We start from the raw sequence: 25,760 nt of genomic DNA, 5'->3' as shown, positions 1-25,760 counted from the left end.
AATAGTTTGCCTTAATCAGGCGAGTTCCTGCGTACACAACAACGGATGTTCGTTCTCCCGGGCGTATTTGTTCACCATCTCCACCTTGGTCTCTGCTACTTCAGCAGTGAAAATGCCGCAGATGGCTTTCCCGTGATAGTGAACCGTGAGCATCAATTGCGTAGCGCGTTCTACATCATAAGAAAAGAACTTTTGTAGCACGTCAATAACAAATTCCATCGGCGTGTAATCATCGTTCATTAACATAACTTTATACATAGATGGCGGTTTTAGCCCTTCGCGCAGCTTATCCGCCGTCAATTGGTCAAAATCCAGCCAATTATTAGACTTACCCATCGTTGTTCGCTTTCATCTAAGGTTGCCATTTCCGACAGAGTGCACCCTGTCGTTGACTTGAGTCTAGATGCATTTTGAATCTACATCAGGATCCAAATAACTAACATCTATCATTGCTATTCGCGAGGCCTGTCACAAACCCAGGCAATAGCGTTAACTGCTTCAAATTTTCGAGTGAATCATCCTGCTGGACGCTGCCAAACGCTTGACGCTAACCCCGATTTATCTAAATTGTACAGGCGAGAGTTGGCGAGGTTTTGAACAAACCCAGACTCTGCCACCGGTTCATTCCATCTTACTCAAAGAAGATTAACGAAGGATGTCGAAGCATGGAAACGGGTACTGTTAAATGGTTCAACAATGCTAAAGGGTTCGGTTTTATCTGCCCTGAGGGCGGCGGCGAAGATATCTTCGCCCACTACTCTACCATCCAGATGGAGGGTTACAGAACGCTCAAGGCAGGACAAACCGTCCAGTTTGATGTACACCAGGGGCCGAAAGGCAATCATGCCAGCGTCATCGTGCCCGTTGAAGCCGTGGCGTTCGTCGAGGCCGTTGCCTGACGCCGCTTAGTTTAATTGTGTACATCCTGCACCTAAAATGCCAGCCACACGCTGGCATTTTTATCACCCTACTCCCGCGCCAGCGCCTCAACCGGATCGAGTCGGGCGGCGTTGCGCGCCGGCAGCCAGCCAAACAGCACCCCGGTAAAGGTTGAGCAGACAAACGCCGTAATCAGCGCAACCGGGGAGAAGCCGATCTCCCAGCCGGGTAAAAAGAGCTGAAGCGTAAAGGCAATGAGCATCGACAGGCAGACGCCTAATGCGCCCCCCACCAGGCAGACCAGTACTGCCTCAATCAAAAACTGTGACAGCACGTCGGTTTTACGCGCCCCCACCGCCATGCGGATGCCAATCTCCCGGGTGCGCTCGGTGACCGAAACCAGCATGATATTCATCACACCGATGCCCCCCACCAGCAGGGAGATCACCGCCACCAGCGTCAGGAAAAGCTGAAGAGTACGTGTGGTCTTTTCTGCGGTTTTCAAGATCCCATCCATGTTCCAGGTGAAGAAATCTTTTTTGCCATGACGCAGGGTAAGCAGTCGCGTCAGCTGAAGTTCAGCACGTTCGCTGCTGTAACCTTCGTTCACCCGCACGGTGATGGAGTTCAGCCAGGACTGGCCCATAATGCGTCCTGACATGGTGGAATAAGGCAGCCAGACGCGCAGGATCTTGCTGCTGCCGAACATGCTCTGCTTCTCCTGGGCTACGCCGATCACCGTCGCTGGCATGTTGCCCACCAGCACAATTTCACCCACGACTTTGGCCTTATTGGGAAAGAGCTGACGTCGGGTATTCTCGTCCAGGATCACGACCTGGGCGCGGCCGGTAAGCTGCTGATCGTTGAAGGTGGTCCCCTCGCTGAAGGTCATCCCGTAGACGTTAAAATACTGCCCGCTGACGCCGTTAGCGCTGGCGGCCACGTCGGTCCCGCCGTAGCGCAGGCGCAGGTTCTGGGATACCGCCGGGGTCGCCGAGCGAACCCAGGGCTGCTTCTGGATAGCAATCAGATCGTCATATTTCAGCGCCTGCTGGTACTGCGGATCGTCATCGCCAAAATCTTTCCCTGGATAGACGTCAATGGTGTTGGTCCCGATGGCGCGGATATCTGCCAGCACCAGCTGTTTGGCGGCATCCCCTACCACCACAATCGACACCACCGAGGCGATGCCGATAATAATCCCCAGCATGGTCAGTAGGGTACGCATCTTATTGGCCGCCATCGCCCGCCACGCCATGGTCAATGCCTCACGAAAACCACTGCTGAACTGCTTCCAGCCGTTATCGGGCTGGACGCTGGGCTGCTGGCGGACGGCTTCCGGCTTCACCGCTGGCGGTGGATTGCGGATAATCTCGCCGTCGCGGATCTCAACGATCCGCTCAGCCTGCGCCGCCACCTGCGGATCGTGGGTGACGATAATCACCGTGTGGCCCGCATCGCGCAGCTGATGGAGGATAGCCATGACCTCCTCTCCCGAATGGCTATCCAACGCCCCGGTGGGCTCATCGGCGAGGATCACCTGCCCACCGTTCATCAGCGCCCTGGCAATACTGACGCGCTGCTGCTGGCCGCCGGAGAGCTGAGAAGGCTGATAGCTCTCCCGCTCCGCCAGCCCCAGCCGCTTCAGCAGCGCATTGGCGCGGGCCAGCCGTGCTTTGCGCTCGGTACCCGCGTAGACCGCAGGTACCTCCACGTTCTGCGCCGCCGTCAGGTGGGAGAGCAGATGGTAGCGCTGGAAGATAAAGCCGAAATGCTCCCGGCGCAGGCGGGCCAGCGCGTCACCGTCCAGCGTGGCGACGTCCACTCCCGCCACCCGGTAGCTGCCGATGGTGGGTTTATCCAGGCAGCCAAGGATATTCATCAGGGTCGATTTACCCGAGCCGGATGCGCCCACGATGGCCACCATCTCACCGGCGACGATATCCAGGGTGACACCTTTCAGCACCTCAACCATGCCTTCGCCTGAGGGGTAGCTGCGGCGAATATCCCGCAGCTCAAGCAGGGTCGTCATGGTGCGGCTCCGGCGTTATCCTGGTCGATGACGACCTCATCGCCCTCCTCCAGGCCTTTCACGACTTCAGCGTCGGTATCGTTGCGCGCCCCAAGCGTTACCTCCCGCTCGCGGGTTTCACCGTTGCGCAGCAGCGTGACCTTGTAACGGTTATCGCCAATGGGTTCACCCAGCGCCGCCAGCGGAATGGTCAGCACGTTTTTCACCGTCGAGAGTTGAATATGGACCTGAGCGGTCATCTCCAGACGCAGTACCCCTTGCGGATTCGGCACCTCAAAACGCGCATAGTAGAAGATGGCGTCGTTAACCTTCTCTGGCGTCGGCAGAATATCCTTCAGCACCCCTTCGTAACGCGTCAGCGGATCCCCCAGTACGGTGAACCACGCCTTCTGCCCCGGCTTGAGGTGAATAACGTCCGCTTCTGAAACCTGGGCTTTGACCAGCATGGTGCTCATATCCGCCAGGGTGAGAATGTTTGGCGCCTGCTGGGCGGCGATCACCGTCTGGCCTTGCAGGGTCGTAATCTGCGTCACCTCTCCCGCCATCGGGGCGATAATCCGCGTGTAGTCGAGGTTGGTTTTTGCCGTGTCGAGCGTGGCCTGGTTACGCTTGATCTGCGCTTCGATGGTACCGGTCTGCGCCTCTTTTACCGCCAGCTCAGTGGCGGCGCTGTCGAGATCCTGGCGTGATACCGCCTGGGTCCTGGCCAGCTGCTGCTGACGGGAGAGGGTGACCGCCGCCAGCCGCTTCTCCGCCTCCGCCTGACGGCGCTGGGCCCGCAGCTCCATTAGGGTTGCCTCTACTTCACGGATCTGGTTCTGCGCCTGCTCGGGATCGATCACCCCCAGCAGCTGATCCTTTTTCACCTTGTCGCCGATGTTAACCGACAGGGTTTTCAGCTGCCCGCTCACCTGGGCACCTACGTCAACCTTGCGCAAGGCATCCAGCTTGCCTGTCGCCAGCACGCTCTGCTGAAGCTCCCCAGGTCGGACGATCAGCGTCTGGTATTGCGCGATCGGCGCGTTGAGCTTCTGCCATCCCCAAACGGCAACGATCAGCAGGAGCAGCGCCAGCGCGACGTAAATCTTCCTGCGTTTTCCCTTAAGATTCATAAAAATTCCGGATAGTTAACCTGACTACACTGAAACAATTCTATATGAACCGCCTGCCGCTGAAACCCTCTCTTTTTTTGCCTCAACGTTTCAGGATTAGTCTGCCCGTCCACGCGCCAGCCACAGCACGCGGGAGAACATGCTGCGTAACAGCGGCGGAACCGCCTCTACGCCGCGCCGTCCCGCCTCCAGCGCCACCTCGATGGCCAGGTCCGGCTTGGAGGAGCGGTGAATCGCTTTAACGATCACCCGCCGCTCGTTCATGCGGATCCCCTCAGGCAGCTGGGCCACGCGGTGATAGACATCAGCGAAGCCCTGGCGGTACATGAAATGCTCCATATCAAGGGCGGGCAGCACCGTTAAATGCTCCCGCTCCAGCGCCTTGTCATTATCGAGCAGGCTGCGCACCGTGGCGGCGTATTTTTTCCCCGCCTCGTCGCCATCGACCAGCACATGCCACGCGATGCCCATCCGCCGGGCAAACTTTACCAGCGGCCTGAGGCCGGACTGAGCAAACTCAATCACCTTAATCCCTTCAGCATCGAAGTGGTGACCGCACTGACGGGCCAGTTCGCTGATGGTCCAGGTCTCGGTCTCCCCCTCTACCAGCAGCCAGCAGCGGGCAAAGAGCGACGAGGGACGGTTGGCACGAATATGAAAGGCGATGCGGCGGCCATCCTCCGCGCTTAGCCCGCCCGGCCCCAGCCGCCAGGCAGCGACCCGCGAGGCCTCGCGCACCAGCCGACAGAGGTGCTCGACGGGCGTCAGGGAGAGCAGCTCCCCGGAGTTGGTGGTGGTAATACGCTGGAGCGGCAGCAGGTTGAGCAGGTGCCAGGCCACCGAGAGCATAATCGGGTGCAAGCGTGTCTCGGGATCTTCAATTAGCAGCAGCGGGCGCGCGTCCCTGTCCAGCTGCACGGTTCCCTTGGCTTTTAACAGGGTGGCGAACAGGCCCAGCAGGATCACCCGATGGCTGCGGCCGCCGGGCCTGTCGATCATTCGGTTGATGATATCAAGATAGCGCCAGCTGCGCTGCTCATCGTGGGAGCGGCGGCGCATCAGGCGCTGGCGCGATTCACCGGTGCCCTGCTCAGCAAAATAGTGCTCCAGCAGCTGCACCATCGCCGATAGCCCCTGACGGATCTGCCCGTCGCTGAGGTTTTGCGGGCGCGAAACCAGATCGTGGGCCAGCACGTCGAGCTGACGGGCGGTGAAGTCCACCTCCGGCAGATCCGGCACGCTACCGTTGCGAATACGGCGCATAAAACGGGCATCGCGCAGGCGCAGAACCGGCATCAGCCGGACCAGGTGCTGTGCCAGGCCATCGGCTTCCGTCAGCGTCAGCGTCTGGCCCTCGGCATCCAGAAAACTGCGGCGGGTGGTGACATGACCCTCATGAGTCTGCTCTGCTTCGAGACGATAGAAAATCCGCCGATAGCCATCCGTTCCCTGAGCCATGCAGTTCGCCAGCGGGCGATAGCGACGGGCACGATAGTTACCCGGCTCGGCTTCACAAAAGGTCAGAATGATATGCAGGTGGCGCTCGCGACCCTGCATATCACCGGGGGGAAACCAGAAGTCATTGCGGGTAAACGTATACAGTTCTGTTTCCGGTGAGAGCAGAAGCGTGAGCGCATCCAGCAGGCTCGATTTTCCCCACGCATTTTCCCCTATCAGCACGTTATTGTGCTCCAGCATCAGCGACAAACGATTAATGCCGCGAAACCCTACAATCTCTACCCGCTCAAGTCGCATTTCGCCTCCCACAGAGTGTTTTTTAATCATTACATAAATTTGCGGGATGCTTAACGATATTATTCCCCCTGATACCCCTTTAGGCTTAGCTGCCCGTCAATAAAATTGCGCTAAATCAATCTCCCTTCAGATAGCATAAATATCGCTTTCACCGCCTTTCGCCGGGGCATAATCTTAAACATGTATTTAAAATATAACTTTATAGGTGTGACTATGTTTTGTGTGCAATGTGAACAAACTATCCGTACCCCGGCTGGCAACGGCTGCTCCTATGCGCAGGGTATGTGCGGTAAAACCGCAGAGACCTCTGACCTACAGGATCTCTTGATCGCAGCGCTGCAAGGCTTGTCCGCCTGGGCGCTGAAAGCCCGCGACTACGATCTGATCGATCATGAGATCGATAGCTTCTCCCCGCGCGCCTTCTTCTCCACCCTCACCAACGTGAACTTTGATTCACCGCGCATCGTCGGTTATGCCCAGGAAGCTATCGCCAAACGCGAGGCGCTGAAAGCGCTGTGCCTGAGCATCGATCCCACCGCCTCCGTTGATAACCCGATGGCGGGATTACAGCTGATCAGCGACGACCTGGGCGAGCTTCAGCGCCAGGCCGCTGTCTTTACCCCGAACAAAGACAAAGCCGAAATCGGCGACAATATTCTTGGCCTGCGCCTGCTCTGCCTCTACGGCCTGAAAGGGGCGGCAGCCTACATGGAGCATGCCCACGTGCTCGGCCAGTACGACAACGCCATCTACGCTCAGTACCATAAAATCATGGCGTGGCTGGGCACCTGGCCTGCGGATATGAATGCTCTGCTGGCGTGCGCCATGGAGATCGGCCAGATGAACTTCCAGGTGATGAGCATCCTCGATGCCGGAGAGACCAACGCCTATGGCCATCCGACCCCCACCCAGGTTAACGTCAAGGCGGTAGCCGGGAAATCTATTCTGATCTCCGGCCACGATCTGAAGGATCTGCACAACCTGTTGCAGCAGACCGAGGGCACAGGCGTGAACGTCTATACCCACGGCGAAATGCTGCCAGCGCACGGCTATCCGGAACTGCGTAAGTATAAACATCTGGTAGGTAACTACGGCAGCGGCTGGCAGAACCAGCAGGTGGAGTTTGCCCGCTTCCCTGGCCCCATCGTGATGACCTCCAACTGCATCATTGACCCGGCTCCGGGTGCCTATGACGATCGTATCTGGACCCGCAGCATCGTCGGCTGGCCGGGTGTAAGCCACCTCGAAGGTGATGATTTTGCGCCGGTGATCGCCCAGGCCCAGCAGATGGCGGGCTTCCCCTACAGCGAAATTGAACACCTGATCACCGTCGGCTTTGGCCGTCAAACCCTGCTCGGCGCGGCCGATACGCTGATCGACCTGGTGAGCAGGGAGAAGCTTCGCCATATCTTCCTGGTGGGCGGCTGCGACGGCGCACGCGGGGAGCGTAGCTACTTTACCGACTTCGCCACCAGCGTGCCGGAAGATTGCCTGATCCTCACCCTGGCCTGCGGTAAGTACCGCTTTAACAAGCTCGACTTTGGCAACATCGAAGGGCTGCCGCGCCTGGTGGATGCCGGTCAGTGCAACGACGCCTACTCGGCGATTATTCTGGCGGTGACCCTGGCAGAGAAGCTGGGCTGCGGAGTCAACGACCTGCCTCTGTCGCTGGTGCTCTCGTGGTTCGAGCAGAAAGCGATTGTGATCCTGCTGACCCTGCTCTCTCTGGGCGTCACCAATATCGTTACCGGTCCAACCGCACCGGGCTTCCTGACCCCGGATCTGCTGGCGGTGCTGAACGAGAAGTTTGGCCTGCGTTCGGTCACCACCGTTGAACAAGATATGCAGCAGCTGCTGAGCGCGTAAGGAGGAGATAATGACGATGCCAACCTCACAGTGTCCGTGGCGGATGCAGGTTCACCACATTCACCAGGAGACGCCGGATGTCTGGACGCTCTCTCTGCTGTGCCACGACTACTATCCGTACCGTGCCGGACAGTATGCTCTGGTCAGCATCGGCAACGCCGCCGATACCCTACGCGCCTATACGCTCTCCTCTACGCCGGGGGTAAGCGAGTACATTACGCTGACCGTGCGCCGTCTTGACGACGGCGTAGGCTCGCAGTGGCTGACGCAGGAGGTAAAACGCGGGGACTATATCTGGCTCTCTGACGCCCAGGGTGAGTTTACCTGTGACGATAAGCCTGGCGACCGGGTGCTACTGCTGGCGGCAGGCTGCGGCGTTACGCCGATTATGTCGATGCGCCGCTGGCTGGCGAAACACCGCCCGCAGGCCGACGTGCAGACTCTCTTCAGCGTGCGCTCGCCGCAGGACGTCATCTTCGCCGACGAGTGGCGTGACTATCCGGTCACCCTGCTGGCCGAGCACAACGCCACTTCAGGGTTTATTCCCGGTCGGTTGACCACCGAGCTGCTGCAGAGCGTGCCGGATCTCGCCTCGCGCACCGTGATGACCTGCGGCCCTGCGCCCTACATGGCGTGGGTGGAAAACACGGTGAAATCGCTGGGCGTAACGCGTTTCTACAAAGAGCAGTTCTTTGTGCCGGTCACAGCGGCGGCCAGCAGTGGGCTGAAGATCAGCGCCTTGCAGCTGGCGCGGGAATTTTACGCGCCGGTCGGTACGACCCTGCTGGAGGCGATGGAGAGCAATAAGGTTCCGGTTAACGTGGCCTGCCGGGCAGGCGTGTGCGGCTGCTGTAAAACGAAGGTGGTCGCCGGGGAGTATGCGGTGACCAGCACCATGACGCTGACCGATGCCGAGGTTGCAGAGGGCTACGTGCTGGCCTGCTCCTGCCAGCCGCAGAGTGATTTAGTGCTTGCCTGAGTAAGGTAAATGCCCGGTGGCGCTATGCTTACCGGGCCTTGCAGAATTATGAATATTTTGGTGCCACGGAGTAGCGTCCGGCGCCTAAGAAAGCCACCGCCAGCGCCGCGATAAAGAAGTAGACCATGCTCTCAATCGCCCAGGCACCGGTTTTATCCAGCTGTCCGGTAATATTCACCCCTACCATCATCCAGGCAACGATCATCGTAAAGGCCAGCACCAGCGCCGCCGGGCGGGTGAAGATGCCGAGAATAATCAGCACCGGTGCCACCACCTCCCCAACCAGCACGCCGTAGGCGATAAACCCCGGCAGCCCCTTCGCCACCAGCATGCCGCTGATGCCATCCACACCGTCAATCAGCTTGTGCAGGCCGTGAAACAGCATCAGCCCACCCACCGTCAGACGCAGTAAAAAACGGCCTGCATCTTCATGTGCACACATTCTATTAACCGCATTTAACATTGATTTAACCATTTGAAATGATTCCTGTTTTCATTACCCATTGGCAAAAATCATCTTACGTTTAGTTACCGAAAAGCCACAGCAAATAAAGGGGCAACGGCGCTTCGTTTGCGCTTTTTCATCTAAGCTTGTTACCAACATCACAAAATGGAGATGACAAGATGAAACAAACCGTCGCCGCTTATATCGCCAAAACGCTTGAGCAAGCCGGGGTAAAACGCATCTGGGGCGTTACCGGTGATTCACTGAATGGGCTGAGCGATAGCCTCAACAAGATGGGCACTATCGAATGGATGTCGACCCGTCATGAAGAGGTCGCCGCCTTTGCCGCCGGGGCAGAAGCGCAGCTGACGGGCGAGCTGGCGGTGTGTGCAGGCTCATGCGGGCCAGGCAACCTGCATCTGATCAACGGCCTCTTTGACTGCCACCGCAACCACGTGCCGGTGGTGGCGATTGCGGCGCATATTCCCTCCAGCGAAATTGGCAGCGGCTACTTCCAGGAGACCCACCCGCAGGAGCTGTTCCGCGAGTGCAGCCACTACTGCGAGCTGGTCTCCAGCCCGGAGCAGATCCCGCAGGTGTTAGCCATCGCCATGCGTAAGGCGATCCTCAATCGCGGCGTCTCGGTGATCGTCCTGCCCGGCGACGTGGCGCTGAAGCCCGCGCCGGAGAGCGCCAGCAGCCACTGGTATAGCGCCCCGCAGCCGGTGGTGACCCCCACCGAAACAGAGCTGCACAAGCTCGCCCAGCTGCTGCGCTACTCCAGCAATATCGCCCTGATGTGCGGCAGCGGCTGTGCCGGGGCCCATGACGAGCTGCTTGCCTTTGCCGAAAAGCTGAAAGCACCGATTATCCATGCCATGCGCGGCAAAGAGCACGTGGAGTATGACAACCCCTACGACGTGGGCATGACCGGGCTGATCGGCTTCTCATCCGGCTTCCATGCCATGATGAACGCTGACACGGTGATATTGCTCGGCACCCAGTTCCCCTACCGGGCCTTCTACCCCACCGATGCAAAAATTATCCAGATCGATATCAACCCGGCCAGCATTGGCGCGCACAGCAAAGTAGACATGGCTCTGGTGGGCGATATCAAAGCCACGCTGGCTGCCCTGCTGCCGCACCTGGAGGAGAAAACCGACCGCCGCTTCCTTGATAAAGCGCTGGAAGACTACCGCGACGCCCGCAAGGGCCTGGACGACCTGGCGAAGCCCAGCAGCAAGGTCATTCACCCGCAATACCTCGCCCAGCGGATCAGCGATTTTGCTGATGACGACGCCATCTTCACCTGCGACGTGGGAACGCCAACGGTGTGGGCCGCCCGCTACCTGAAGATGAACGGCAAGCGCCGCCTGCTTGGCTCCTTCAACCATGGCTCAATGGCCAACGCCATGCCGCAGGCGCTGGGAGCGCAGGCGACGCATCCCAGCCGTCAGGTAGTGGCGATGTGCGGCGACGGCGGGTTCAGCATGCTGATGGGCGATTTTCTCTCCCTGGCGCAGATGAACCTGCCGGTAAAAATCATCGTCTTTAACAACAGCGTGCTGGGCTTCGTGGCGATGGAGATGAAGGCCGGAGGATATCTGACGGACGGAACCGACCTGCATGAGACCAACTTCGCCCGCATCGCAGAGGCGTGCGGTATTACCGGCATCCGCGTCGAGAAGTCCGCTGACGTCGACAGCGCCCTGCAGCGTGCGTTTGCCACCGAGGGACCGGTGCTGGTGGACGTGACGGTGGCAAAAGAGGAGCTCTCTATTCCGCCGCAGATCAAGCTTGAGCAGGCCAAGGGCTTCAGCCTCTATATGCTCCGCGCCATCATCAACGGTCGCGGCGATGAGGTCGTGGAACTGGCGAAAACCAACTGGCTCAGGTAAAACAGATGGCACGATCCTGAAGATGATAAGGAAGTGCCGTGATTGATTTACGTAGTGATACCGTGACCCGACCGAGCCGCGCCATGATGAAAGCGATGATGGCCGCCCCGGTCGGGGACGACGTGTATGGTGACGATCCCACCGTTAATGAACTACAGCGCTACGCCGCCGAGCTTGCCGGCAAAGAGGCAGCGCTGTTTCTGCCTACCGGCACCCAAGCCAACCTGGTGGCGCTGCTTAGCCATTGCGAGCGCGGTGAGGAGTATATCGTGGGTCAGGGAGCACACAACTATCTCTATGAGGCTGGCGGCGCGGCGGTGCTGGGCAGTATTCAGCCTCAGCCTATCGACGCCAGCCCGGACGGCTCGCTGCCGCTGGATAAGGTAGCGGCGAAGATCAAGCCGGACGATATTCACTTTGCCCGTACCCGCCTGCTGAGCTTAGAGAACACTCACAACGGCAAGGTGTTGCCGCGTGACTATCTCGCTGAGGCGTGGCACTTTACCCGTGAGAAAGGCCTGGCGCTGCACGTTGACGGCGCACGCATCTTCAATGCGGTGGTGGAGTATGGCTGCCCGTTAAAAGAGATCGCCCAATACTGCGATACCTTTACCATCTGCCTCTCAAAAGGCCTCGGCACGCCGGTTGGTTCGCTGCTGGTAGGCAGCCATGAATATATCAAGCGCGCTAACCGCTGGCGCAAAATGACCGGCGGCGGCATGCGCCAGGCGGGGTTCCTGGCAGCGGCGGGCCTGTTTGCGCTGAAGAACAACGTCGAGCGTCTGAAAGAAGATCACGCTAATGCCGCATGGCTGGCGGCGCAGCTGCGGGAAATTGGCGCTGACGTTATGCGTCACGATACCAATATGCTGTTTGTCCGCGTAGGCGAGCAGAACGCCGCGGCTCTTGGCGAGTTTATGCAGGCGCGCGGCGTGCTGCTCAACGCGTCACCGATCGTCCGCATCGTTACCCATCTCGACGTCAGTCGCGCACAGCTGGAAGAGTTGGTTAACCACTGGCAGGCGTTCCTGAAACGTTAAACACCGCTTAAGATTGTGCAAGATGTAGAATATTTGACAGATAAAGTCCGAAATCGGGCTTTTATCTGTCATCTTTCCATTGCATAGCGGCGTAATTCACGGAAGAATGCGCACGAAATTCTTTTCAACACAGTGGATTGCTATGAAGGTTCTGGTCACCGGCGCAACCAGCGGTTTAGGCCGCAACGCGGTCGAGTATCTGCGTCAGAGAGGCGTGAGCGTCAGAGCAAGCGGTCGCAATGAGGCGATGGGCAAGCTGCTGCAAAAGATGGGCGCGGAGTTCGTCCAGGCCGATCTGACCGAGCTTGTCTCCTCTCAGGCAAAGGTGATGCTGGCTGGCGTCGACACGCTCTGGCACTGCTCCAGCTTTACCTCCCCCTGGGGCACGCAGGAAGCGTTCGACCTCGCCAACGTGCGAGCGACCCGCCGCCTCGGTGAGTGGGCCGTGGCATGGGGCGTGCGCAACTTTATCCACGTCTCCTCGCCGTCGCTCTATTTCGATTATCATCACCATCATGATATTGACGAGAACTTTCGCCCGGCGCGGTTTGCCAACGAGTTTGCCCGCAGCAAAGCCGCTGCGGAAGAGGTGATCCAGCTCCTGGCCCAGGCCAATCCCAACACCCGCTTTACTATTCTGCGGCCGCAGAGCCTGTTTGGCCCGCACGACAAGGTGTTTATTCCCCGGCTGGCGCAGATGATGCACCACTACCGCAGCGTGCTGCTGCCGCGCGGCGGCGATGCATTAGTGGATATGACCTACTTCGAGAACGCGGTGCATGCTATGTGGCTCGCCAGCCAGGAGACCTGTGACGCACTGCCGTCCGGGCGCGCCTATAACATTACCAACGGCGAGCGGCGTACCCTGCGCAGCATCGTCCAGCGGCTGATCGACGAGCTGGAGATCCACTGCCGTATTCGCTCGGTGCCCTACCCGATGCTGGATATCATCGCGCGCAGCATGGAGCGCTTTTGTGACAAGCGGGCTAAAGAGCCCGCCCTGACTCACTACGGCGTCTCAAAGCTGAACTTTGATTTCACCCTTGATACCCGCCGCGCTCGCGACGAGCTGGGCTATGCCCCGCTGGTGACGCTGGATGAGGGGATACGGCGCACCGCCCTGTGGCTCAAGGATCACGGCAAACTACACCGTTAGTCGCTGTTTTTTATAGTCGTTGTCAGTCACCCTTTGCCATTTCCGCACCTTTTGCTGCTGATACCTTTATGTCTATTTATATAAACAGGAGGCATCATGAGTACATCAGCAGCACTACCCTCTCCCGCGTTACCCCAAATGAGCGATGACGGCTATATCAATGAGGTAGAGCTTTTATCGTCCGGCGGCGTTGATATTCAGGTCAACCGCTATAACAATGCCGCCGTGGGTGACTATCTGGGCCTGTTCTGGGATGGTGAGGTCGTCAGTACGCTCTGGCTTACCAAAAATAACATTGACTCGGCGTTCCCCTGGCAGGTGATCGTTCCAGAAAAGCTGGTGCCAGACGGCAGCCACAGCGTCTGGTATACCTCAACCGACGCCTATCAAAATATTGCCGCCTCAGGCATCACCACGGCAATTGTTGATCGCAACCATACCGGCTCGCTGCCACCGCCGGTGTTCACCGATGCGGTAAACAATGTCATTACCTACAGCTCCGTCATGCTCAACAAGGGTACGTATGTTGAAGTGCCCGGCGATGGGCTTGCATCTGGCGATCTGGTCACGCTCTACTGGGTCGGTTTTGATCAAACGGGGGTCGCCGTACCCGCCAGCGTCACCAGCGTGACGCACTCCGTCACCAGCGCAGATTTGCAGGGGTTCGAGGTACTTATCGCCCCACCATACATTATGCCGATAGGCGAAGGCAGCGTTCAGGCATGGTACTCCGTGGCCAGCCCCTCCGGTGAGAGTCAAAACTCTGACAGCGCCTCGGTGAATATTGATATGGCACCGTCAGTGCTCTACCCAGCCCCCCTCTTTCCGGCAGGCGGCGACGGCTGGCTTGACTGCGCCGAATGTAGCCAGGGTGTCGACGTTACCGTTCCGGGGAACAGCAGCTTTGTTGCCAACAGCGTCGTTACCCTCTACTGGCAAGGTTATACTGCAAACGGAACGGCCATTGCGGCTGCCTATGACGTTATTGCTCACGTTGTGGCCTCTACTGAGATAACCACCGGTTTCACCGTCACGGTGCCATCGACCTATGTCACGCCGATAGGTATCGGCTATGCACAGGCTTGGTATCAGGTTGCCTCGCCCTCACAGCCGGGCATCTCTGAGCTGGCGCAGGTCAACGTGGATACCGAGCACTGCTCCCTGCTGCCCGCCCCCGACTTTCCGGCGGCAGAAGATGATGGCGTGATTACCGAGAGTGAGATCGACGCCGATAACGGTACGGAGATGACGGTTTCCTACCCTGGCATGGTGGCAGGCGATACGGTAACGGCGTTCTGGTTTGGCTATATCACCTCGCCTGCCTCCCCGATCCCAGGCACTGCCTGGACCGAAACCCGCACGCTTGGTGCCAGCGAGGCCCTGGCGCAGCAGGCCATATTCCATATTCCCGCCAGCTTTATGGCTCCGGTAGAGCCTGGCTATGGTGAAGGCCGCTACCAGGTGCTGTTTAGCAACGAAGGGGGGATCGCCTCCTCTACCACTACCGATGTCACAATCGCTACGGCAGCGGCAGCAGGTTTAAGGATGATATGCGGAACCGGCGCACCGCTCTACACGCCGTCAATTCCCGTTCGCCCCATGAATTCGGTAACCCTCCAGGGGCCGGCAGGCGCAGACGTAGAGCTTTCCGTTTCGGCGACCTCTGGCGCCTTGTTTAACGCTAATAGCGCCAATACGCTAACGGTTCGGCTGGATGAAACGGGGTTTGGATTTGCACAGGTCTACTCTTACGCCACCGGGAACGTGCCGATCAACGCTTATGTCATTAGCGAACCGCAGCTGAGCGCCAGAGCCAGCATGACTTTTACCTTCTGGCTCTATGGCCAGGGTGAACTGGCCTACTACGGTGTCTCTACCGGCGCAGCGGCTGATGGCAGAAGCCTCTGTAGCGTCTATCTTCGCAGCAGCGCCTTCTCTGCCGCTACCCGGGCAACGTTGACGTTGAATACGGCCAGCAGCGCCACTATTACCACCAGCGGCAGACAAACGGCCTATATTAATATTGGCGCTACCCATGCAGGCGGTTTCGATATTATCGATGCGACGGCGGAAAGTGTTTCATTCACGCTATCGCTACTGAACGTCTCGGGCGCGTATATTTCCAGCTCTGTTGTATTTAGCGCGTTCAATTAATAAGAGGCCGCCTTTTTTATTGGTGGCTTTAGCAGGTAATAAAAAAGGCTTCCCGAAGGAAGCCTTGTTAACAAAGCTAATTAATTTCCACCCGGTGGGACCACGTCAACCTCGGTACGGAACGTCTCTGAGGTTTCAACGGCAGAGCCATCGGCCGGCGCCACGGTGTACCAGAACAGCGCATAGGCATTTTCGCCAATCTGCTGCATATCTTGCAGAGTGATTTTATCTATCTCAACCGTGCCCTTCCGCGCATCAATTGCCGTCACGATGTAGGTGTACTCAATATCGGCTAATTCAAGGCTCGCCGCATTGTCGTAACCCTTCATGATCAGCGTAATGACATCGCCTGCAGTCATCGGGGAATAGGTGATGTCAACTGCAACACCATCAAGCGCGGCATTATAGTTGATGTAGCCCGGTGCAGCATCCGGGACGACCGGCGCAGGCAGCGTCGCTACATACTGTCCCGCATCAATAATCAGAGAGATATGGTCGGACTCTCTCTGGTTCTGAAGGTGGTCGGTAACCACATAGTAGACATCGTAGGTACCATCCTCATGGTTGCTGGGCGGATAATCATTGAGCACGTCAATCTCCAGCGGCAGTTGATCTGTATCAGCGATTTGATACTCCTGCTGGTAGTCGCCCCAGTGAACCATTACAAGATCTTGAGGCTGCGCATCAGTATAATCTGGAATAACCAGAACCAGACCCGACTTAATATCATACTGGTCAATAGTGTAATTATCGTCGGAGCTGGCATTGAGTACGCGCGGGGCGGCAGGCGTGTCAATCGCAGTTAATTTATTAGTCATATTTATTACCTCATAGTGTTAACAGGTTTGTCTTATCGACAGGAGTAGCGTACCCGTGTGGCAGTGAGGTAATTGTTCCTTATTGAGTAACGAGGGCAGCAATGATTGCGCATTGTTAAAATTTTTTTATTTATCAAAAAAATATCCCTGCAGAGCAGGGATAAAGTTAATGGCATATCTTAAGATTTAAGGAACGGTATCAATCGGATGGGATTGCGACGCGGTTTGGGTTTTGTCACCCTGGGTAACAACAACCTTAAGGTTTAACCTTGCCGCATCATCGGGGTTTGGTCCCTCTACGCCCATCATCGCGCTTTCCGGCAGCGTTATGCTAATGTCCTGACCCACCTCGCCTGCGGTAACCGTATGGACCGGCGCGCTATAGTCCAGGGTTTGGCCATTTTTATCCCCACTTACGTTAGAGCTAAGGGCAATCTGATCGCCCGCTGCCATACCGTTATAGTGCAGGGTCAAAACCGGGGTGCCCTCAAGTGCAATATTGTAGTTAATATTGTTGCCAGGCACTTCCGGCAAATCAAAATCAATCGGCCCGAACTCAGGGGTAACAAAGGTTGACTGCACTTTACCGGTCTCATTGCCTACCGTCGCCACAACGTTGAATGTTTCAGCCGTGTCATCGGTGTAGGCCATAGTGGCGATACCCTCATCATTGGTTGTAGCCGTTGGTGAAGAGGCGTTCATTGCGTTGGAGGAGTCTTTACTCCAGGTCACCGCCGCCCCGGAAACTGGCCGGTTGTCTTTCATAACCGCCACCTGAGCAATGTTTTGCGTTTTACCATCGGCCGGAGAGTTATCGACCTTCATCGTCACGGTAACGGTTTGCTGAAGTTCGGTAAACGACACCTGGGTAGTCCCTGTTGCCTCACCCACCGTTGCGGTGACGGTCAGGCCGCTCTCTGCAACGTTATCCGTCAGGCTCATCCTCGCCTTACCAGTTAGGTCGGTTACCGATGAGTTGGCGGTCAGTTTAGCGCTGCCGGTGGTGGTCCAGTTTACGGTAACGCCCTTCAGCGCCTGGCCGTTACCGTCTGTAACCAGCGCATTAACCACGTTGGTTGACATGCCGTCCGCCGGGGCATTGTCTGTGGCGGTGGTCACGGTGATATTATCCAGAAGCGCCTTAAAGCTGGTGGTGGCCGAGCCGGACGCATCCCCTGCCGTGGCAGTCACCGTCAGGCCACTCTCTGCGACGCTGTCCGTCAGGTTAACGCTGGCATTACCCCGGAAGTCAGTGACAGAGGAGGTTGCAGCCAGTTTTGCACTACCGGTGGTGGTCCAGTTTACGGTCACGCCTGAGAGCGCTTTACCGTTGCTGTCCGTTACCGTGGCACGAGCCACGTTCGGCGTCACGCCGTCGGCAAAAGAGTTGTCCGTGGTCATAGTGACGGCGATCGATTTCTGGATCTCAACAAACGTCGTCGTGACTGATCCTTTCGCATCTCCCGCTGTGGCGGTAACGGTCAGGCCGCTCTCCGCGACGCTGTCCGTCAGGTTAACGCTGGCATTACCATTCACGTCGGTAACAGAGGAGGTTGCCGCCAGTTTTGCACTGCCGGTGGTCGTCCAGTTCACGGTCACGCCTGAGAGCGCTTTGCCGCTGCTGTCCGTAACCGTGGCGCTAGCGACGTTTGCCGTTACCCCATCAGCCGGTGAGTTGTCCGTCGTCATGGTGACAGCGATGTTCTGCTGAATGCCCTTGAAGGCCGTTGTGGTCGATGCTTTCGCATCCCCTGCCGTGGCGGTCACCGTCAGGCCACTCTCGACAACCGTGTCCGTCAGGTTAACGCTGGCATTACCGCTGGCATCGGTTACTGAGGAGGTGGCAGCCAGTTTTGCACTACCGGTGACAGCCCAGTTCACGGTCACGCCTGAGAGGGCTTTACCGTTACCGTCCGTTACCGTGGCGCGGGCGACGTTCGGCGTCACGCCATCGGCTGGGGAGTTGTCGGTAGCCATCGCCACGGCAATGTTCTGCTGAACGCCGACAAAGGTTGTGGTGGTGGAGCCGGAAGCATCACCCGCCGTGGCGGTAACGGTCAGGCCACTCTCCACGACGCTGTCCGTCAGGCTAACGCTGGCATTGCCGCTGGCGTCAGTGACAGAGGAGGTCGCAGCCAGTTTTGCGCTGCCAGTCGTGCTCCAGTTCACGGTCACGCCTGAAACCGCTTTGCCAGTGCTGTCCGTCACCGTCGCATGGGCGACGTTCGGCGTGACGCCATCGGCCGGCGAGTTGTCCGTTGTCATGCTGACAGTGATATTATTTTTCGTTGCGGCAGCAACAAAGAGAGAATTTGTTGATTCCGTTTTACCCGAGGCGCTGGCGCTCAGCTTCACCGACTCCGCTTTGGTATCGGTGAACTCAGCGCTGGCATGGCCGCTAGCGTCGGTCACGGCGTCGCTGTGCACAATCGTTGCGCTATGATCTACGCTCCAGCTCACCGATACGCCCGACATCGCCTTACCGCTGGCATCCAGCACGGTCACCTTGCCGCTATTGGTATCGACGCCGTCCGCTTTACTGTTGTTATCGGTCATCTCGAGATTCAGTGAACTGACCGACTCGTCAAAGTTGCTCGGCACGCTGCGGGTAAGGGAGCCGGAGGTGGCGCTCACCGTAACCTGTTCGGCGGTGGTGTTGGTAATGCCGACGGTGGCGTAACCGTTGTCGTCGGTCACCCCTGAGGTGGCGCTCAGTTTACCCGTTCCGCTGACGCTCCAGGTAATTGCGACATTTTTAACGCCCGTGCCGTCTGAGGTGACCGCTTGCACCACTACGGAGTTGTTGGTCGCGCCATCGGCAGGGCTATGATCCTGAAGTGGAGTCAACTTCATATCAGCGAGGACGTCGTTATGCTCTTTCTTTTTATACTGCAGCACGATTTCGTTGTTACGATCGACCAGATCGTAGCGGCTGCCGGCCAGGCTGCGGCGAATCGCCACCTGATCGGGCGAGATCTGCGCGCCCCAAGACTGGCCCAGAGCATAGCGGAAGTTAAGGCTAAATTCGGTCTCATCCACTGAATCCTGGCCGCGACGATAGTCAACGCCAGCGGTCACTAACGGAATAGGGGTATAGTTAAACCCAACGGTCACCGCAGAAGGATCGTTTTGCAGCGTGTCTTTATCAAACAGGGCAACGTCATCGCCATAGTATTTTTCATACATCAGCTTGCCGCCCAGCTGTGGGTAGGCGGGCAGGTAGCCGTCAGCACGAATATCAAAGCCGTCAGCGGGCTTTTCGTTGTAATCGGCAAAGTCGCGAGAGGTGTGCCAGTCGGTCGTGCCCGCATAGGTATTAAAGCCCAGCTTCAGGAAGTCTGTCCAGGCCTCAGCACCGGCCCCGACGCGGCGGTTTTTACCCGTGAAGTCATCATCAAAGAAGACGTTTCCACCGAACATCCAGTTTTTAAGGTTAAACACCCTGACGCCCAGACCAAAGTTACCGGTGTTGCGGCCGTCCGGCGCACGATAGCCGAGCTGGGTAAAGAGGAGCTGCTGCTGGTTGTCATACAATGGCAGCAGGAAGTCCAGAGAGCTGTCGTCCCAGTTACCGTTGTCATCAACGTTCAGCTTCACCTTAGCCGTGCCGAATTGGCTCAGCCAGTCCTCGGCTGAGGAAGCCGCATAACCGGTTGCCGCCGAAGCGGCCGCCCCTTTTAAGCCATCCGTACCGGAAGAAGAGAGCGCGGAGGCCGTCGAGCTGAGCGTATCACTACCGGGTAGCGTGCCAGTATCCGTCTGCGGCTCGCTGCTGGTAGCAGAGGCCGGGGGACTACTGAGGAGAAATGAAGCTGAAACCGGAAAGGTTATCAATGAAAAAATAAATATAAACGAGAGAATAATTTTTTGCTGCCAGCTGGCGCGGTGTATCCTCGCCATCAGGCGCATTTTTTGCGCCTGAACAAGCTTTTTTGGTTTCGATTTTACTTTCATTAAAAAGTCTCTTTTCACAGTGCCAAAAAGCGTGCACAACACGAATGCTTGCACTTTTCACGTTAATTGAAATGTATGTTTACATTTAGATATTAAATGAGTAACGCATCCCCCTACTGGATAAGTGGCACCCTCTTTCAACGCACTGAAAAGCGAAAAGAGTTAAACCATCCCAAGTTTGCGCTAATTATTTATTATATTTTATTTAAAGAAAAACGAAAAAAGTGCTCCATTTGGGACTGTCATATCACACTGATAATAAAGGTTTTTTATTGACTTAGCCGTTAATGTTGCCTGGGTTGCCTAACCACCATAAAGTGTCATGTTTAATATCTAAAAGATTTAATTTATTAACGGCATGAATTACAGGTTTTCGGAATATCCAAACAGGGAGTATAAAAATGAGCATTGCGCCTGAAAGTAATCTCACGGGTATTCTTTCCCGCCGTCCGTTTCACGCTTACCAAAGAATCATATCCGCGCTGGAAGAGAAAGGCGTCCCCTTTAGCCTGGCCTCGGGAGAGTGTGCAGGAAAAAGCATAGCCGATGAAGGTCGACTCTGGCTGGTTACCCGAGGCGTAATTACGGTGGTCAGACAATCAGACGAAAGCTGGCTGGGAACCGCCTCCGCGCCCTTTATTATGGGGATGAGCGGACTATTCTCTCAGCAGAAGGGTAGCTATACCCTGATCGCGCAAAATAGCTGCCAGGGCATAAGCGTGGAGCGGGATTTATTTTTTCAATGTATCGATCAAAATAATCTCTGGCAGGAGGTGGCACATATCCAGGACTGGCTTCTGGAGCTGCTGCTTTTCAGGGATCGCTGGGTCTCCTCTGGCGATGCGTACCTGATGGTCAGGCGGCAGCTGCTTAACCTGATGAAGCTGCCCTACGATATTCGCATTACCACCCCGGTTGAGAGTTATATTCGCAAGCATACCTGCCTGTCACGCAGCTCTGTTTTCCGCATCCTTTCGCAGCTGCGTAAGGGAAAATTTATCCTGATCAAAAAAGGAAAGCTGCTCAACGTTGCACGTCTTCCGGAGCGGTATTAGCCATGCCGGGCGAAGCTGGCTAGCCCTGACCGTACTTCTCTAGCAGCGCATTGGCAATGGCCAGGGTTTCCGCGTCGGCGACACCGTCATAGCGCGCCGGGCGGAAGTGCATCTGGAAGGCCATAATCACCCGCTTCTGCTGGGCTAACGTCATGCCCGGCACCACCTCATAGCCGTAACGGTAGAGCACATCCAGCAGGGTTGCGCTATCGACGCGTTGCGAAGGCGCGCGCCCGTTGAGGTAGAAGGTCACGCGCTGGGCGTCCGGCCAGGCACCAATCCCCTGCGCGGCCAGCTCACGCCACGGAAACAGCGGACCGGGATCGACTTTACGCTGGGGGGCGACGTCGGAGTGTGCCACGACGTTAGCTGGCAGTATGTTGTAACTATTAATGATATCCTTCGCCAGCGGGATCAGCGCGGCAATTTGATCCGGAGCAAAGGGGGTAAAGTCCTTCTCTCTGCCTATCTTCTGCCAGCCGTGGTTCTCCAGCTCAATGCCGATAGAGGTATCATTGATGCGCGTTGCGCCCCGCCAGTAGCTCACCCCGGCGTGCCACGCCAGCTGATCCTCGGGCACCAGCTGCCAGATACGCGGCTTGCCGTTGTGAACCGGCGGATGTTCGGGAATGAGGTAGTGGGCGCTGACATCTTTATCCGTCAGGGTGGTAAGAGAGGTATCGAAATCGCCCGCCGTGTAGTGGATCACCAGCACTTTTATGCGTGGGTAAGCCGCCTGAGCCCGACGCTGGGTATCCAGCTCATAGCTCACCTTCTTCACCACGCCCTTGTCACTTATCTCGCTCTTCTTGCTTGCACAACCAGTAAGCAGCAGGGCCAACACCAACAGCCAGAATCGTTGCCACGCCGGCTGCGGCATAGGGGCGGGAAATAGCCGCATCTTTACTCTCCTTTTTAACCTTCGATGCCACAAGCGATGCATAATCAAACAGCCAGGGCTATGATTGATAAAACTATACACATGTCGTTAGCTTATAAGGAAATCATTATGCGCTACTCTTTTCTATCCGTCATTGCGCCCTGTGCGCTGGTGCTCACCGCTTGCACCACTCCCGTGACGCCCGCGTTTAAGGATATCGGCACGCGCAGCGGCCCCTGCGTGGCAGGCGGTCCTGATGCCGTTGCGCAGCAGTTTTACGACTACCGCATCCAGCACCGCAGTAACGATCTGACGGCGCTGCGTCCCTACCTCAGCGACGACCTCGCCGCGATGCTGACCGCCGCCTCCCGCGACAGCCGCAATAGCGCCCTGCTGAGTGCCGATCCCTTCTCCAGCCGCGCTACACCAGCCCAAACGGCCACGGTCGCCAGCGCCTCAACGATCCCTAATACCGACGCGCGCAATATTCCTCTGCGCGTGGAGTTGACCCAGGGCAACCAGCGTTGGCTGGATGAGGTACTGATGGTGCGTCAAGGTCAGTGCTGGGCGGTAGATGACGTGCGCTATCTCGGCGGCAGCGTTCACGCCCCGGCAGGCTCTCTGCGCCAGTCAATCGAACATCGCTAATCTTCTGTACAGGCCGGACCTCCGCGATTTTGTGCTATTTTTAAGGTGGAAGATGGCCTGTAGTTAAGTTTTAACGCATAAATATTGCATAACTATTCTGTCAACGTTACTATTTGCGGCCTCAATTGCTATCAGATTGCCTCGATGAGTATTAAATTAAACGGCATTAACTGCTTCTACGGCGCACATCAGGCGCTGTTTGATATCACACTCGACTGCCCAGAGGGCGAGACGCTGGTACTGCTCGGCCCAAGCGGCGCGGGCAAGAGTTCGCTGCTGCGCGTGCTTAACCTGCTGGAGATGCCGCGCTCCGGCACCCTGAGCATTGCGGGTAACAATTTCGATTTTGCCAAAACGCCCTCTGATAAAGCGATCCGCGAGCTGCGGCAAAACGTCGGCATGGTGTTTCAGCAGTACAACCTCTGGCCGCATCTGACCGTGGTGCAGAACCTGATTGAAGCGCCCTGCCGCGTGCTGGGACTGAGCAAAGAGCAGGCCCATGCCCGCGCCGATAAGCTGCTGGAGCGCCTGCGCCTGAAACCCTACAGCGATCGCTATCCGCTGCACCTCTCCGGCGGTCAGCAGCAGCGCGTGGCCATTGCCCGAGCGCTGATGATGGAGCCGCAGGTGCTGCTGTTTGACGAGCCGACGGCAGCGCTGGATCCCGAGATTACCGCGCAGATCGTCAGCATTATTCGCGAGCTGGCGCAGACCAAAATTACCCAGGTTATTGTGACTCACGAAGTTGAAGTGGCGCGTAAAACCGCCAGCCGTGTGGTGTATATGGAAAATGGGTATATTGTCGAACAGGGCGATGCCAGCACCTTTACCGCACCGCAGACCGATGCGTTTAAAAACTACTTATCTCACTGATATTTTTTTGGGAAGTGACAATGAAAAAAGTATTGATTGCCGCGCTGCTCGCCAGCGTTAGCCTCTCTGCTACAGCAGCCCAAACCATTCGTTTCGCCACCGAAGCGAGCTACCCTCCGTTCGAATCTACCGATGCCAATAACAAAATCGTTGGCTTCGACGTCGATCTGGCGAACGCGCTGTGTAAAGAGATTGATGCGACCTGTACGTTCACTAACCAGGCGTTTGATAGCCTGATCCCAAGCCTGAAGTTCCGCCGCTTTGATGCGGTGATGGCGGGTATGGATATTACCCCCGAACGTCAGAAGCAGGTGCTGTTCACCACCCCATACTATGACAACTCGGCGCTGTTTATCGGCCAGCAGGGTAAATATGCCAACATCGATGCGCTGAAAGGCAAACGCGTTGGCGTGCAGAACGGCACCACCCATCAGAAATTCATCACCGACAAGCATCCGGAAATCACCACCGTACCGTACGACAGCTACCAGAACGCGCGTCTGGATCTGCAGAACGGCCGCATTGACGCCGTGTTCGGCGACACCGCCGTGGTGACCGAGTGGCTGAAGGCCAACGACAAGCTGGCAGCGGTCGGCGAGAAGGTGACGGATAAAGAGTATTTCGGCACGGGTCTCGGCATTGCGGTGCGTCAGGGCAATACCGAGCTGCAGCAGAAATTTAATACCGCGCTGGAAAAAGTGAAGAAGGATGGGACTTACGAGACCATCTATAAAAAATGGTTCCAGAAGTAATCCTTGATGAATGAATTTTTTCCTTTAGCAAGCGCCGCCGGGATGACCGTCGGCCTTGCCGTTTGTGCGCTGGCCATTGGCCTGGTGCTGGCCATGCTGTTTGCCGTTTGGGAGTCCGCTAAGTGGCGACCTGTTGCATGGTTGGGATCGGGGCTGGTGACTATCCTGCGCGGCCTGCCGGAAATTCTGGTGGTGCTCTTTATCTATTTTGGCTCGTCACAGCTGCTGCTGGTGCTCTCGGATGGCTTTACCCTGAATTTGGGGTTTGTGCAGATCCCGGTGCAGATGCAGATTGAAAACTTCGACGTCAGCCCGTTCCTGTGCGGGGTGATCGCCCTCTCCTTGCTGTACGCGGCGTATGCTTCTCAGACCCTACGCGGGGCGCTGAAGGCCGTGCCGCAGGGACAGTGGGAGTCCGGTCAGGCGCTGGGGCTGTCTAAAAGCGCCATCTTCTTCCGGCTGGTCATGCCGCAGATGTGGCGTCACGCCCTGCCGGGGCTGGGCAATCAGTGGCTGGTGCTGCTGAAAGATACGGCGCTGGTATCGCTTATCAGCGTTAACGATCTCATGCTGCAAACCCGCAGTATTTCGACCCGTACCCAGGAGCCGTTTACCTGGTTTCTGGTGGCGGCGGCCATCTACCTGGTGATTACGCTTCTCAGTCAGTACATTCTCAAACGCATTGACCAACGCGCGACACGTTTCGAACGGAGGCCAGGCTGATGCTTGAGTATTTACCTGAACTGATGAAGGGGCTGCACACCAGTCTGACGCTTACCGTGGCATCGATTGTGGTGGCGCTAATCCTCTCCCTGATTTTCACCATCGTTCTGACGCTGAAAACGCCGGGGCTGGTGTGGATCGTGCGCGGCTATATCACGCTCTTTACCGGTACCCCGCTGCTGGTGCAGATCTTCCTGATCTACTACGGGCCGGGTCAGTTTCCGTCGATCCAGGCCTATCCGTGGCTGTGGCACCTGCTCTCTGAGCCGTGGCTCTGTGCGCTGATCGCCCTGTCGCTGAACAGCGCCGCGTACACCACACAGCTCTTCTACGGCGCGATTCGGGCAATCCCGGAGGGGCAGTGGCAATCCTGCGGCGCGTTGGGGATGAGCAAGAAGGATACGCTGGCGATCCTGCTGCCGTATGCGTTCAAGCGCGCCCTCTCCTCCTACTCCAACGAAGTGGTGCTGGTATTCAAAAGTACCTCGCTGGCGTACACCATCACACTGATGGAGGTCATGGGCCACGGACAGCTGCTGTATGGCCGCACCTACGACGTCATGGTCTTCGGCGCGGCAGGGGTTATCTACCTGATAGTCAACGGTTTGCTGACGCTGCTGATGCGGTTAATCGAGCGGCGGGCGCTGGCGTTTGAACGACGCAGTTAAAACACAACAGAGGCGGGGCAACCCGCCTTTTTTACGCCCGAATAAATATAATTAATCAATAATATTGCATACT

The 25,760-nt window shown here is 57.1% G+C and carries 21 protein-coding genes; 13 read left to right on the top strand and 8 right to left on the bottom strand.

What is annotated here, in order from left to right:
• Positions 1-15: 15 nt before the first annotated feature.
• A complete protein-coding gene (clpS, locus tag NR795_RS02975; RefSeq protein ID WP_144813043.1) occupies positions 16-336 on the bottom strand; it encodes an ATP-dependent Clp protease adapter ClpS in 321 nt (106 codons plus the stop codon).
• 329 nt (positions 337-665) lie between these two features.
• Between clpS and cspD the strand changes: the two genes are divergently transcribed.
• Entirely contained in the window at positions 666-899 is a 234-nt protein-coding gene (gene cspD, locus NR795_RS02970; protein WP_144813047.1) for a cold shock-like protein CspD, read from the top strand.
• A gap of 68 nt (positions 900-967) precedes the next feature.
• Here the strand turns inward: cspD and macB are convergent, their stop codons facing one another.
• The 3 genes from macB to NR795_RS02955 all read right to left on the bottom strand — a co-directional run bounded on the left by macB (position 968) and on the right by NR795_RS02955 (position 5,778).
• Positions 968-2,911, bottom strand: coding sequence for a macrolide ABC transporter ATP-binding protein/permease MacB (gene macB / locus NR795_RS02965; protein WP_257757061.1), 1,944 nt, complete (start codon positions 2,909-2,911; stop codon positions 968-970).
• Positions 2,908-4,023, bottom strand: a complete 1,116-nt coding sequence (gene macA, locus NR795_RS02960; RefSeq protein ID WP_222890027.1) for a macrolide transporter subunit MacA — start codon at positions 4,021-4,023, stop codon at positions 2,908-2,910. Before macA ends, macB begins: the two co-directional genes overlap by 4 nt.
• 96 nt (positions 4,024-4,119) lie before the next feature.
• Positions 4,120-5,778 carry an ATP-dependent endonuclease gene (locus tag NR795_RS02955; protein ID WP_257757057.1) on the bottom strand — a complete coding sequence of 553 codons (1,659 nt, stop codon included), beginning with the start codon at positions 5,776-5,778 and terminating at the stop codon, positions 4,120-4,122.
• A gap of 213 nt (positions 5,779-5,991) precedes the next feature.
• On the opposite strand from NR795_RS02955, the gene hcp reads away from it, so the two are divergent.
• The gene (gene hcp, locus NR795_RS02950) at positions 5,992-7,644 is read left to right on the top strand and encodes a hydroxylamine reductase (RefSeq protein ID WP_257757055.1); all 1,653 of its coding nucleotides are present in this window, start codon (positions 5,992-5,994) and stop codon (positions 7,642-7,644) included.
• Positions 7,645-7,654: 10 nt separating this feature from the next.
• The gene (hcr, locus tag NR795_RS02945; RefSeq protein ID WP_257757053.1) at positions 7,655-8,623 is read left to right on the top strand and encodes an NADH oxidoreductase; all 969 of its coding nucleotides are present in this window, start codon (positions 7,655-7,657) and stop codon (positions 8,621-8,623) included.
• A gap of 46 nt (positions 8,624-8,669) precedes the next feature.
• On the opposite strand, the gene NR795_RS02940 is transcribed toward hcr, so the two are convergent.
• Entirely contained in the window at positions 8,670-9,098 is a 429-nt protein-coding gene (locus NR795_RS02940) for a DoxX family protein (RefSeq protein WP_103819673.1), read from the bottom strand.
• 149 nt (positions 9,099-9,247) lie between these two features.
• Here NR795_RS02940 and poxB point away from each other — a divergent pair, with 149 nt between their 5' ends.
• The 4 genes from poxB (at position 9,248) to NR795_RS02920 (ending at position 15,316) form a co-directional block, all read left to right on the top strand.
• Positions 9,248-10,966, top strand: a complete 1,719-nt coding sequence (gene poxB / locus NR795_RS02935; protein ID WP_222890025.1) for a ubiquinone-dependent pyruvate dehydrogenase — start codon at positions 9,248-9,250, stop codon at positions 10,964-10,966.
• Positions 10,967-11,004: 38 nt separating this feature from the next.
• The gene (gene ltaE, locus NR795_RS02930) at positions 11,005-12,006 is read left to right on the top strand and encodes a low-specificity L-threonine aldolase (protein WP_257757050.1); all 1,002 of its coding nucleotides are present in this window, start codon (positions 11,005-11,007) and stop codon (positions 12,004-12,006) included.
• A gap of 142 nt (positions 12,007-12,148) precedes the next feature.
• Entirely contained in the window at positions 12,149-13,162 is a 1,014-nt protein-coding gene (locus tag NR795_RS02925; protein WP_238084030.1) for an NAD(P)-dependent oxidoreductase, read from the top strand.
• A gap of 96 nt (positions 13,163-13,258) precedes the next feature.
• Complete coding sequence (locus tag NR795_RS02920; protein WP_257757049.1) at positions 13,259-15,316, top strand: hypothetical protein; 2,058 nt, start codon at positions 13,259-13,261, stop codon at positions 15,314-15,316.
• An 80-nt stretch (positions 15,317-15,396) separates the two neighbouring features.
• Here NR795_RS02920 and NR795_RS02915 read toward each other — a convergent pair whose 3' ends face one another.
• Both NR795_RS02915 and NR795_RS02910 read right to left on the bottom strand, forming a co-directional pair.
• Positions 15,397-16,134 carry a hypothetical protein gene (locus tag NR795_RS02915; protein ID WP_257757048.1) on the bottom strand — a complete coding sequence of 246 codons (738 nt, stop codon included), beginning with the start codon at positions 16,132-16,134 and terminating at the stop codon, positions 15,397-15,399.
• A gap of 186 nt (positions 16,135-16,320) precedes the next feature.
• Positions 16,321-20,088: an Ig-like domain-containing protein gene (locus tag NR795_RS02910; RefSeq protein WP_257757047.1), complete on the bottom strand. Its 3,768-nt coding sequence runs from the start codon at positions 20,086-20,088 to the stop codon at positions 16,321-16,323.
• A gap of 401 nt (positions 20,089-20,489) precedes the next feature.
• On the opposite strand from NR795_RS02910, the gene NR795_RS02905 reads away from it, so the two are divergent.
• Positions 20,490-21,143: a helix-turn-helix domain-containing protein gene (locus NR795_RS02905; protein WP_144813086.1), complete on the top strand. Its 654-nt coding sequence runs from the start codon at positions 20,490-20,492 to the stop codon at positions 21,141-21,143.
• Between the two features lie 19 nt (positions 21,144-21,162).
• On the opposite strand, the gene NR795_RS02900 is transcribed toward NR795_RS02905, so the two are convergent.
• Positions 21,163-22,044: an N-acetylmuramoyl-L-alanine amidase gene (locus NR795_RS02900; RefSeq protein WP_286172098.1), complete on the bottom strand. Its 882-nt coding sequence runs from the start codon at positions 22,042-22,044 to the stop codon at positions 21,163-21,165.
• Between the two features lie 108 nt (positions 22,045-22,152).
• Between NR795_RS02900 and NR795_RS02895 the strand changes: the two genes are divergently transcribed.
• The 5 genes from NR795_RS02895 (at position 22,153) to artM (ending at position 25,687) form a co-directional block, all read left to right on the top strand.
• On the top strand, positions 22,153-22,671 hold the full coding sequence (locus NR795_RS02895) for a lipoprotein (protein WP_144813090.1): 519 nt from the start codon (positions 22,153-22,155) through the stop codon (positions 22,669-22,671).
• A 144-nt stretch (positions 22,672-22,815) separates the two neighbouring features.
• Positions 22,816-23,544 carry an arginine ABC transporter ATP-binding protein ArtP gene (artP, locus tag NR795_RS02890; protein ID WP_042392362.1) on the top strand — a complete coding sequence of 243 codons (729 nt, stop codon included), beginning with the start codon at positions 22,816-22,818 and terminating at the stop codon, positions 23,542-23,544.
• 20 nt (positions 23,545-23,564) lie between these two features.
• Positions 23,565-24,296 (top strand): arginine ABC transporter substrate-binding protein ArtI, encoded by a 732-nt coding sequence (gene artI / locus NR795_RS02885; RefSeq protein ID WP_144813096.1) that lies wholly within the window; start codon positions 23,565-23,567, stop codon positions 24,294-24,296.
• A gap of 6 nt (positions 24,297-24,302) precedes the next feature.
• Positions 24,303-25,019: an arginine ABC transporter permease ArtQ gene (artQ, locus tag NR795_RS02880; protein ID WP_042392358.1), complete on the top strand. Its 717-nt coding sequence runs from the start codon at positions 24,303-24,305 to the stop codon at positions 25,017-25,019.
• Positions 25,019-25,687, top strand: coding sequence for an arginine ABC transporter permease ArtM (gene artM / locus NR795_RS02875; protein WP_042392357.1), 669 nt, complete (start codon positions 25,019-25,021; stop codon positions 25,685-25,687). The genes artQ and artM overlap by 1 nt, the downstream gene beginning before the upstream one ends.
• Positions 25,688-25,760 lie beyond the last annotated feature (73 nt).

The organism is Pseudescherichia sp. L3 (assembly GCF_024656065.1).
Taxonomy (GTDB): domain Bacteria; phylum Pseudomonadota; class Gammaproteobacteria; order Enterobacterales; family Enterobacteriaceae; genus Pseudescherichia.
This window is presented reverse-complemented; position numbering and strand designations above follow the sequence as displayed.

Excerpts from the sequence above, each read along its gene's own strand:
- artP (WP_042392362.1), top strand. The coding sequence starts at position 22,816 with ATGAGTATTAAATTAAACGGCATTAACTGCTTCTACGGCGCACATCAG.
- artM (WP_042392357.1), top strand. The coding sequence starts at position 25,019 with ATGCTTGAGTATTTACCTGAACTGATGAAGGGGCTGCACACCAGTCTG.
- macA (WP_222890027.1), bottom strand. The coding sequence starts at position 4,023 with ATGAATCTTAAGGGAAAACGCAGGAAGATTTACGTCGCGCTGGCGCTG.
- poxB (WP_222890025.1), top strand. The coding sequence starts at position 9,248 with ATGAAACAAACCGTCGCCGCTTATATCGCCAAAACGCTTGAGCAAGCC.
- NR795_RS02905 (WP_144813086.1), top strand. The coding sequence starts at position 20,490 with ATGAGCATTGCGCCTGAAAGTAATCTCACGGGTATTCTTTCCCGCCGT.
- NR795_RS02915 (WP_257757048.1), bottom strand. The coding sequence starts at position 16,134 with ATGACTAATAAATTAACTGCGATTGACACGCCTGCCGCCCCGCGCGTA.
- NR795_RS02895 (WP_144813090.1), top strand. The coding sequence starts at position 22,153 with ATGCGCTACTCTTTTCTATCCGTCATTGCGCCCTGTGCGCTGGTGCTC.
- NR795_RS02910 (WP_257757047.1), bottom strand. The coding sequence starts at position 20,088 with ATGAAAGTAAAATCGAAACCAAAAAAGCTTGTTCAGGCGCAAAAAATG.
- macB (WP_257757061.1), bottom strand. The coding sequence starts at position 2,911 with ATGACGACCCTGCTTGAGCTGCGGGATATTCGCCGCAGCTACCCCTCA.
- artQ (WP_042392358.1), top strand. The coding sequence starts at position 24,303 with ATGAATGAATTTTTTCCTTTAGCAAGCGCCGCCGGGATGACCGTCGGC.
- hcr (WP_257757053.1), top strand. The coding sequence starts at position 7,655 with ATGACGATGCCAACCTCACAGTGTCCGTGGCGGATGCAGGTTCACCAC.
- cspD (WP_144813047.1), top strand. The coding sequence starts at position 666 with ATGGAAACGGGTACTGTTAAATGGTTCAACAATGCTAAAGGGTTCGGT.
- NR795_RS02955 (WP_257757057.1), bottom strand. The coding sequence starts at position 5,778 with ATGCGACTTGAGCGGGTAGAGATTGTAGGGTTTCGCGGCATTAATCGT.
- clpS (WP_144813043.1), bottom strand. The coding sequence starts at position 336 with ATGGGTAAGTCTAATAATTGGCTGGATTTTGACCAATTGACGGCGGAT.
- NR795_RS02920 (WP_257757049.1), top strand. The coding sequence starts at position 13,259 with ATGAGTACATCAGCAGCACTACCCTCTCCCGCGTTACCCCAAATGAGC.
- NR795_RS02925 (WP_238084030.1), top strand. The coding sequence starts at position 12,149 with ATGAAGGTTCTGGTCACCGGCGCAACCAGCGGTTTAGGCCGCAACGCG.
- hcp (WP_257757055.1), top strand. The coding sequence starts at position 5,992 with ATGTTTTGTGTGCAATGTGAACAAACTATCCGTACCCCGGCTGGCAAC.
- artI (WP_144813096.1), top strand. The coding sequence starts at position 23,565 with ATGAAAAAAGTATTGATTGCCGCGCTGCTCGCCAGCGTTAGCCTCTCT.
- NR795_RS02940 (WP_103819673.1), bottom strand. The coding sequence starts at position 9,098 with ATGGTTAAATCAATGTTAAATGCGGTTAATAGAATGTGTGCACATGAA.
- NR795_RS02900 (WP_286172098.1), bottom strand. The coding sequence starts at position 22,044 with ATGCGGCTATTTCCCGCCCCTATGCCGCAGCCGGCGTGGCAACGATTC.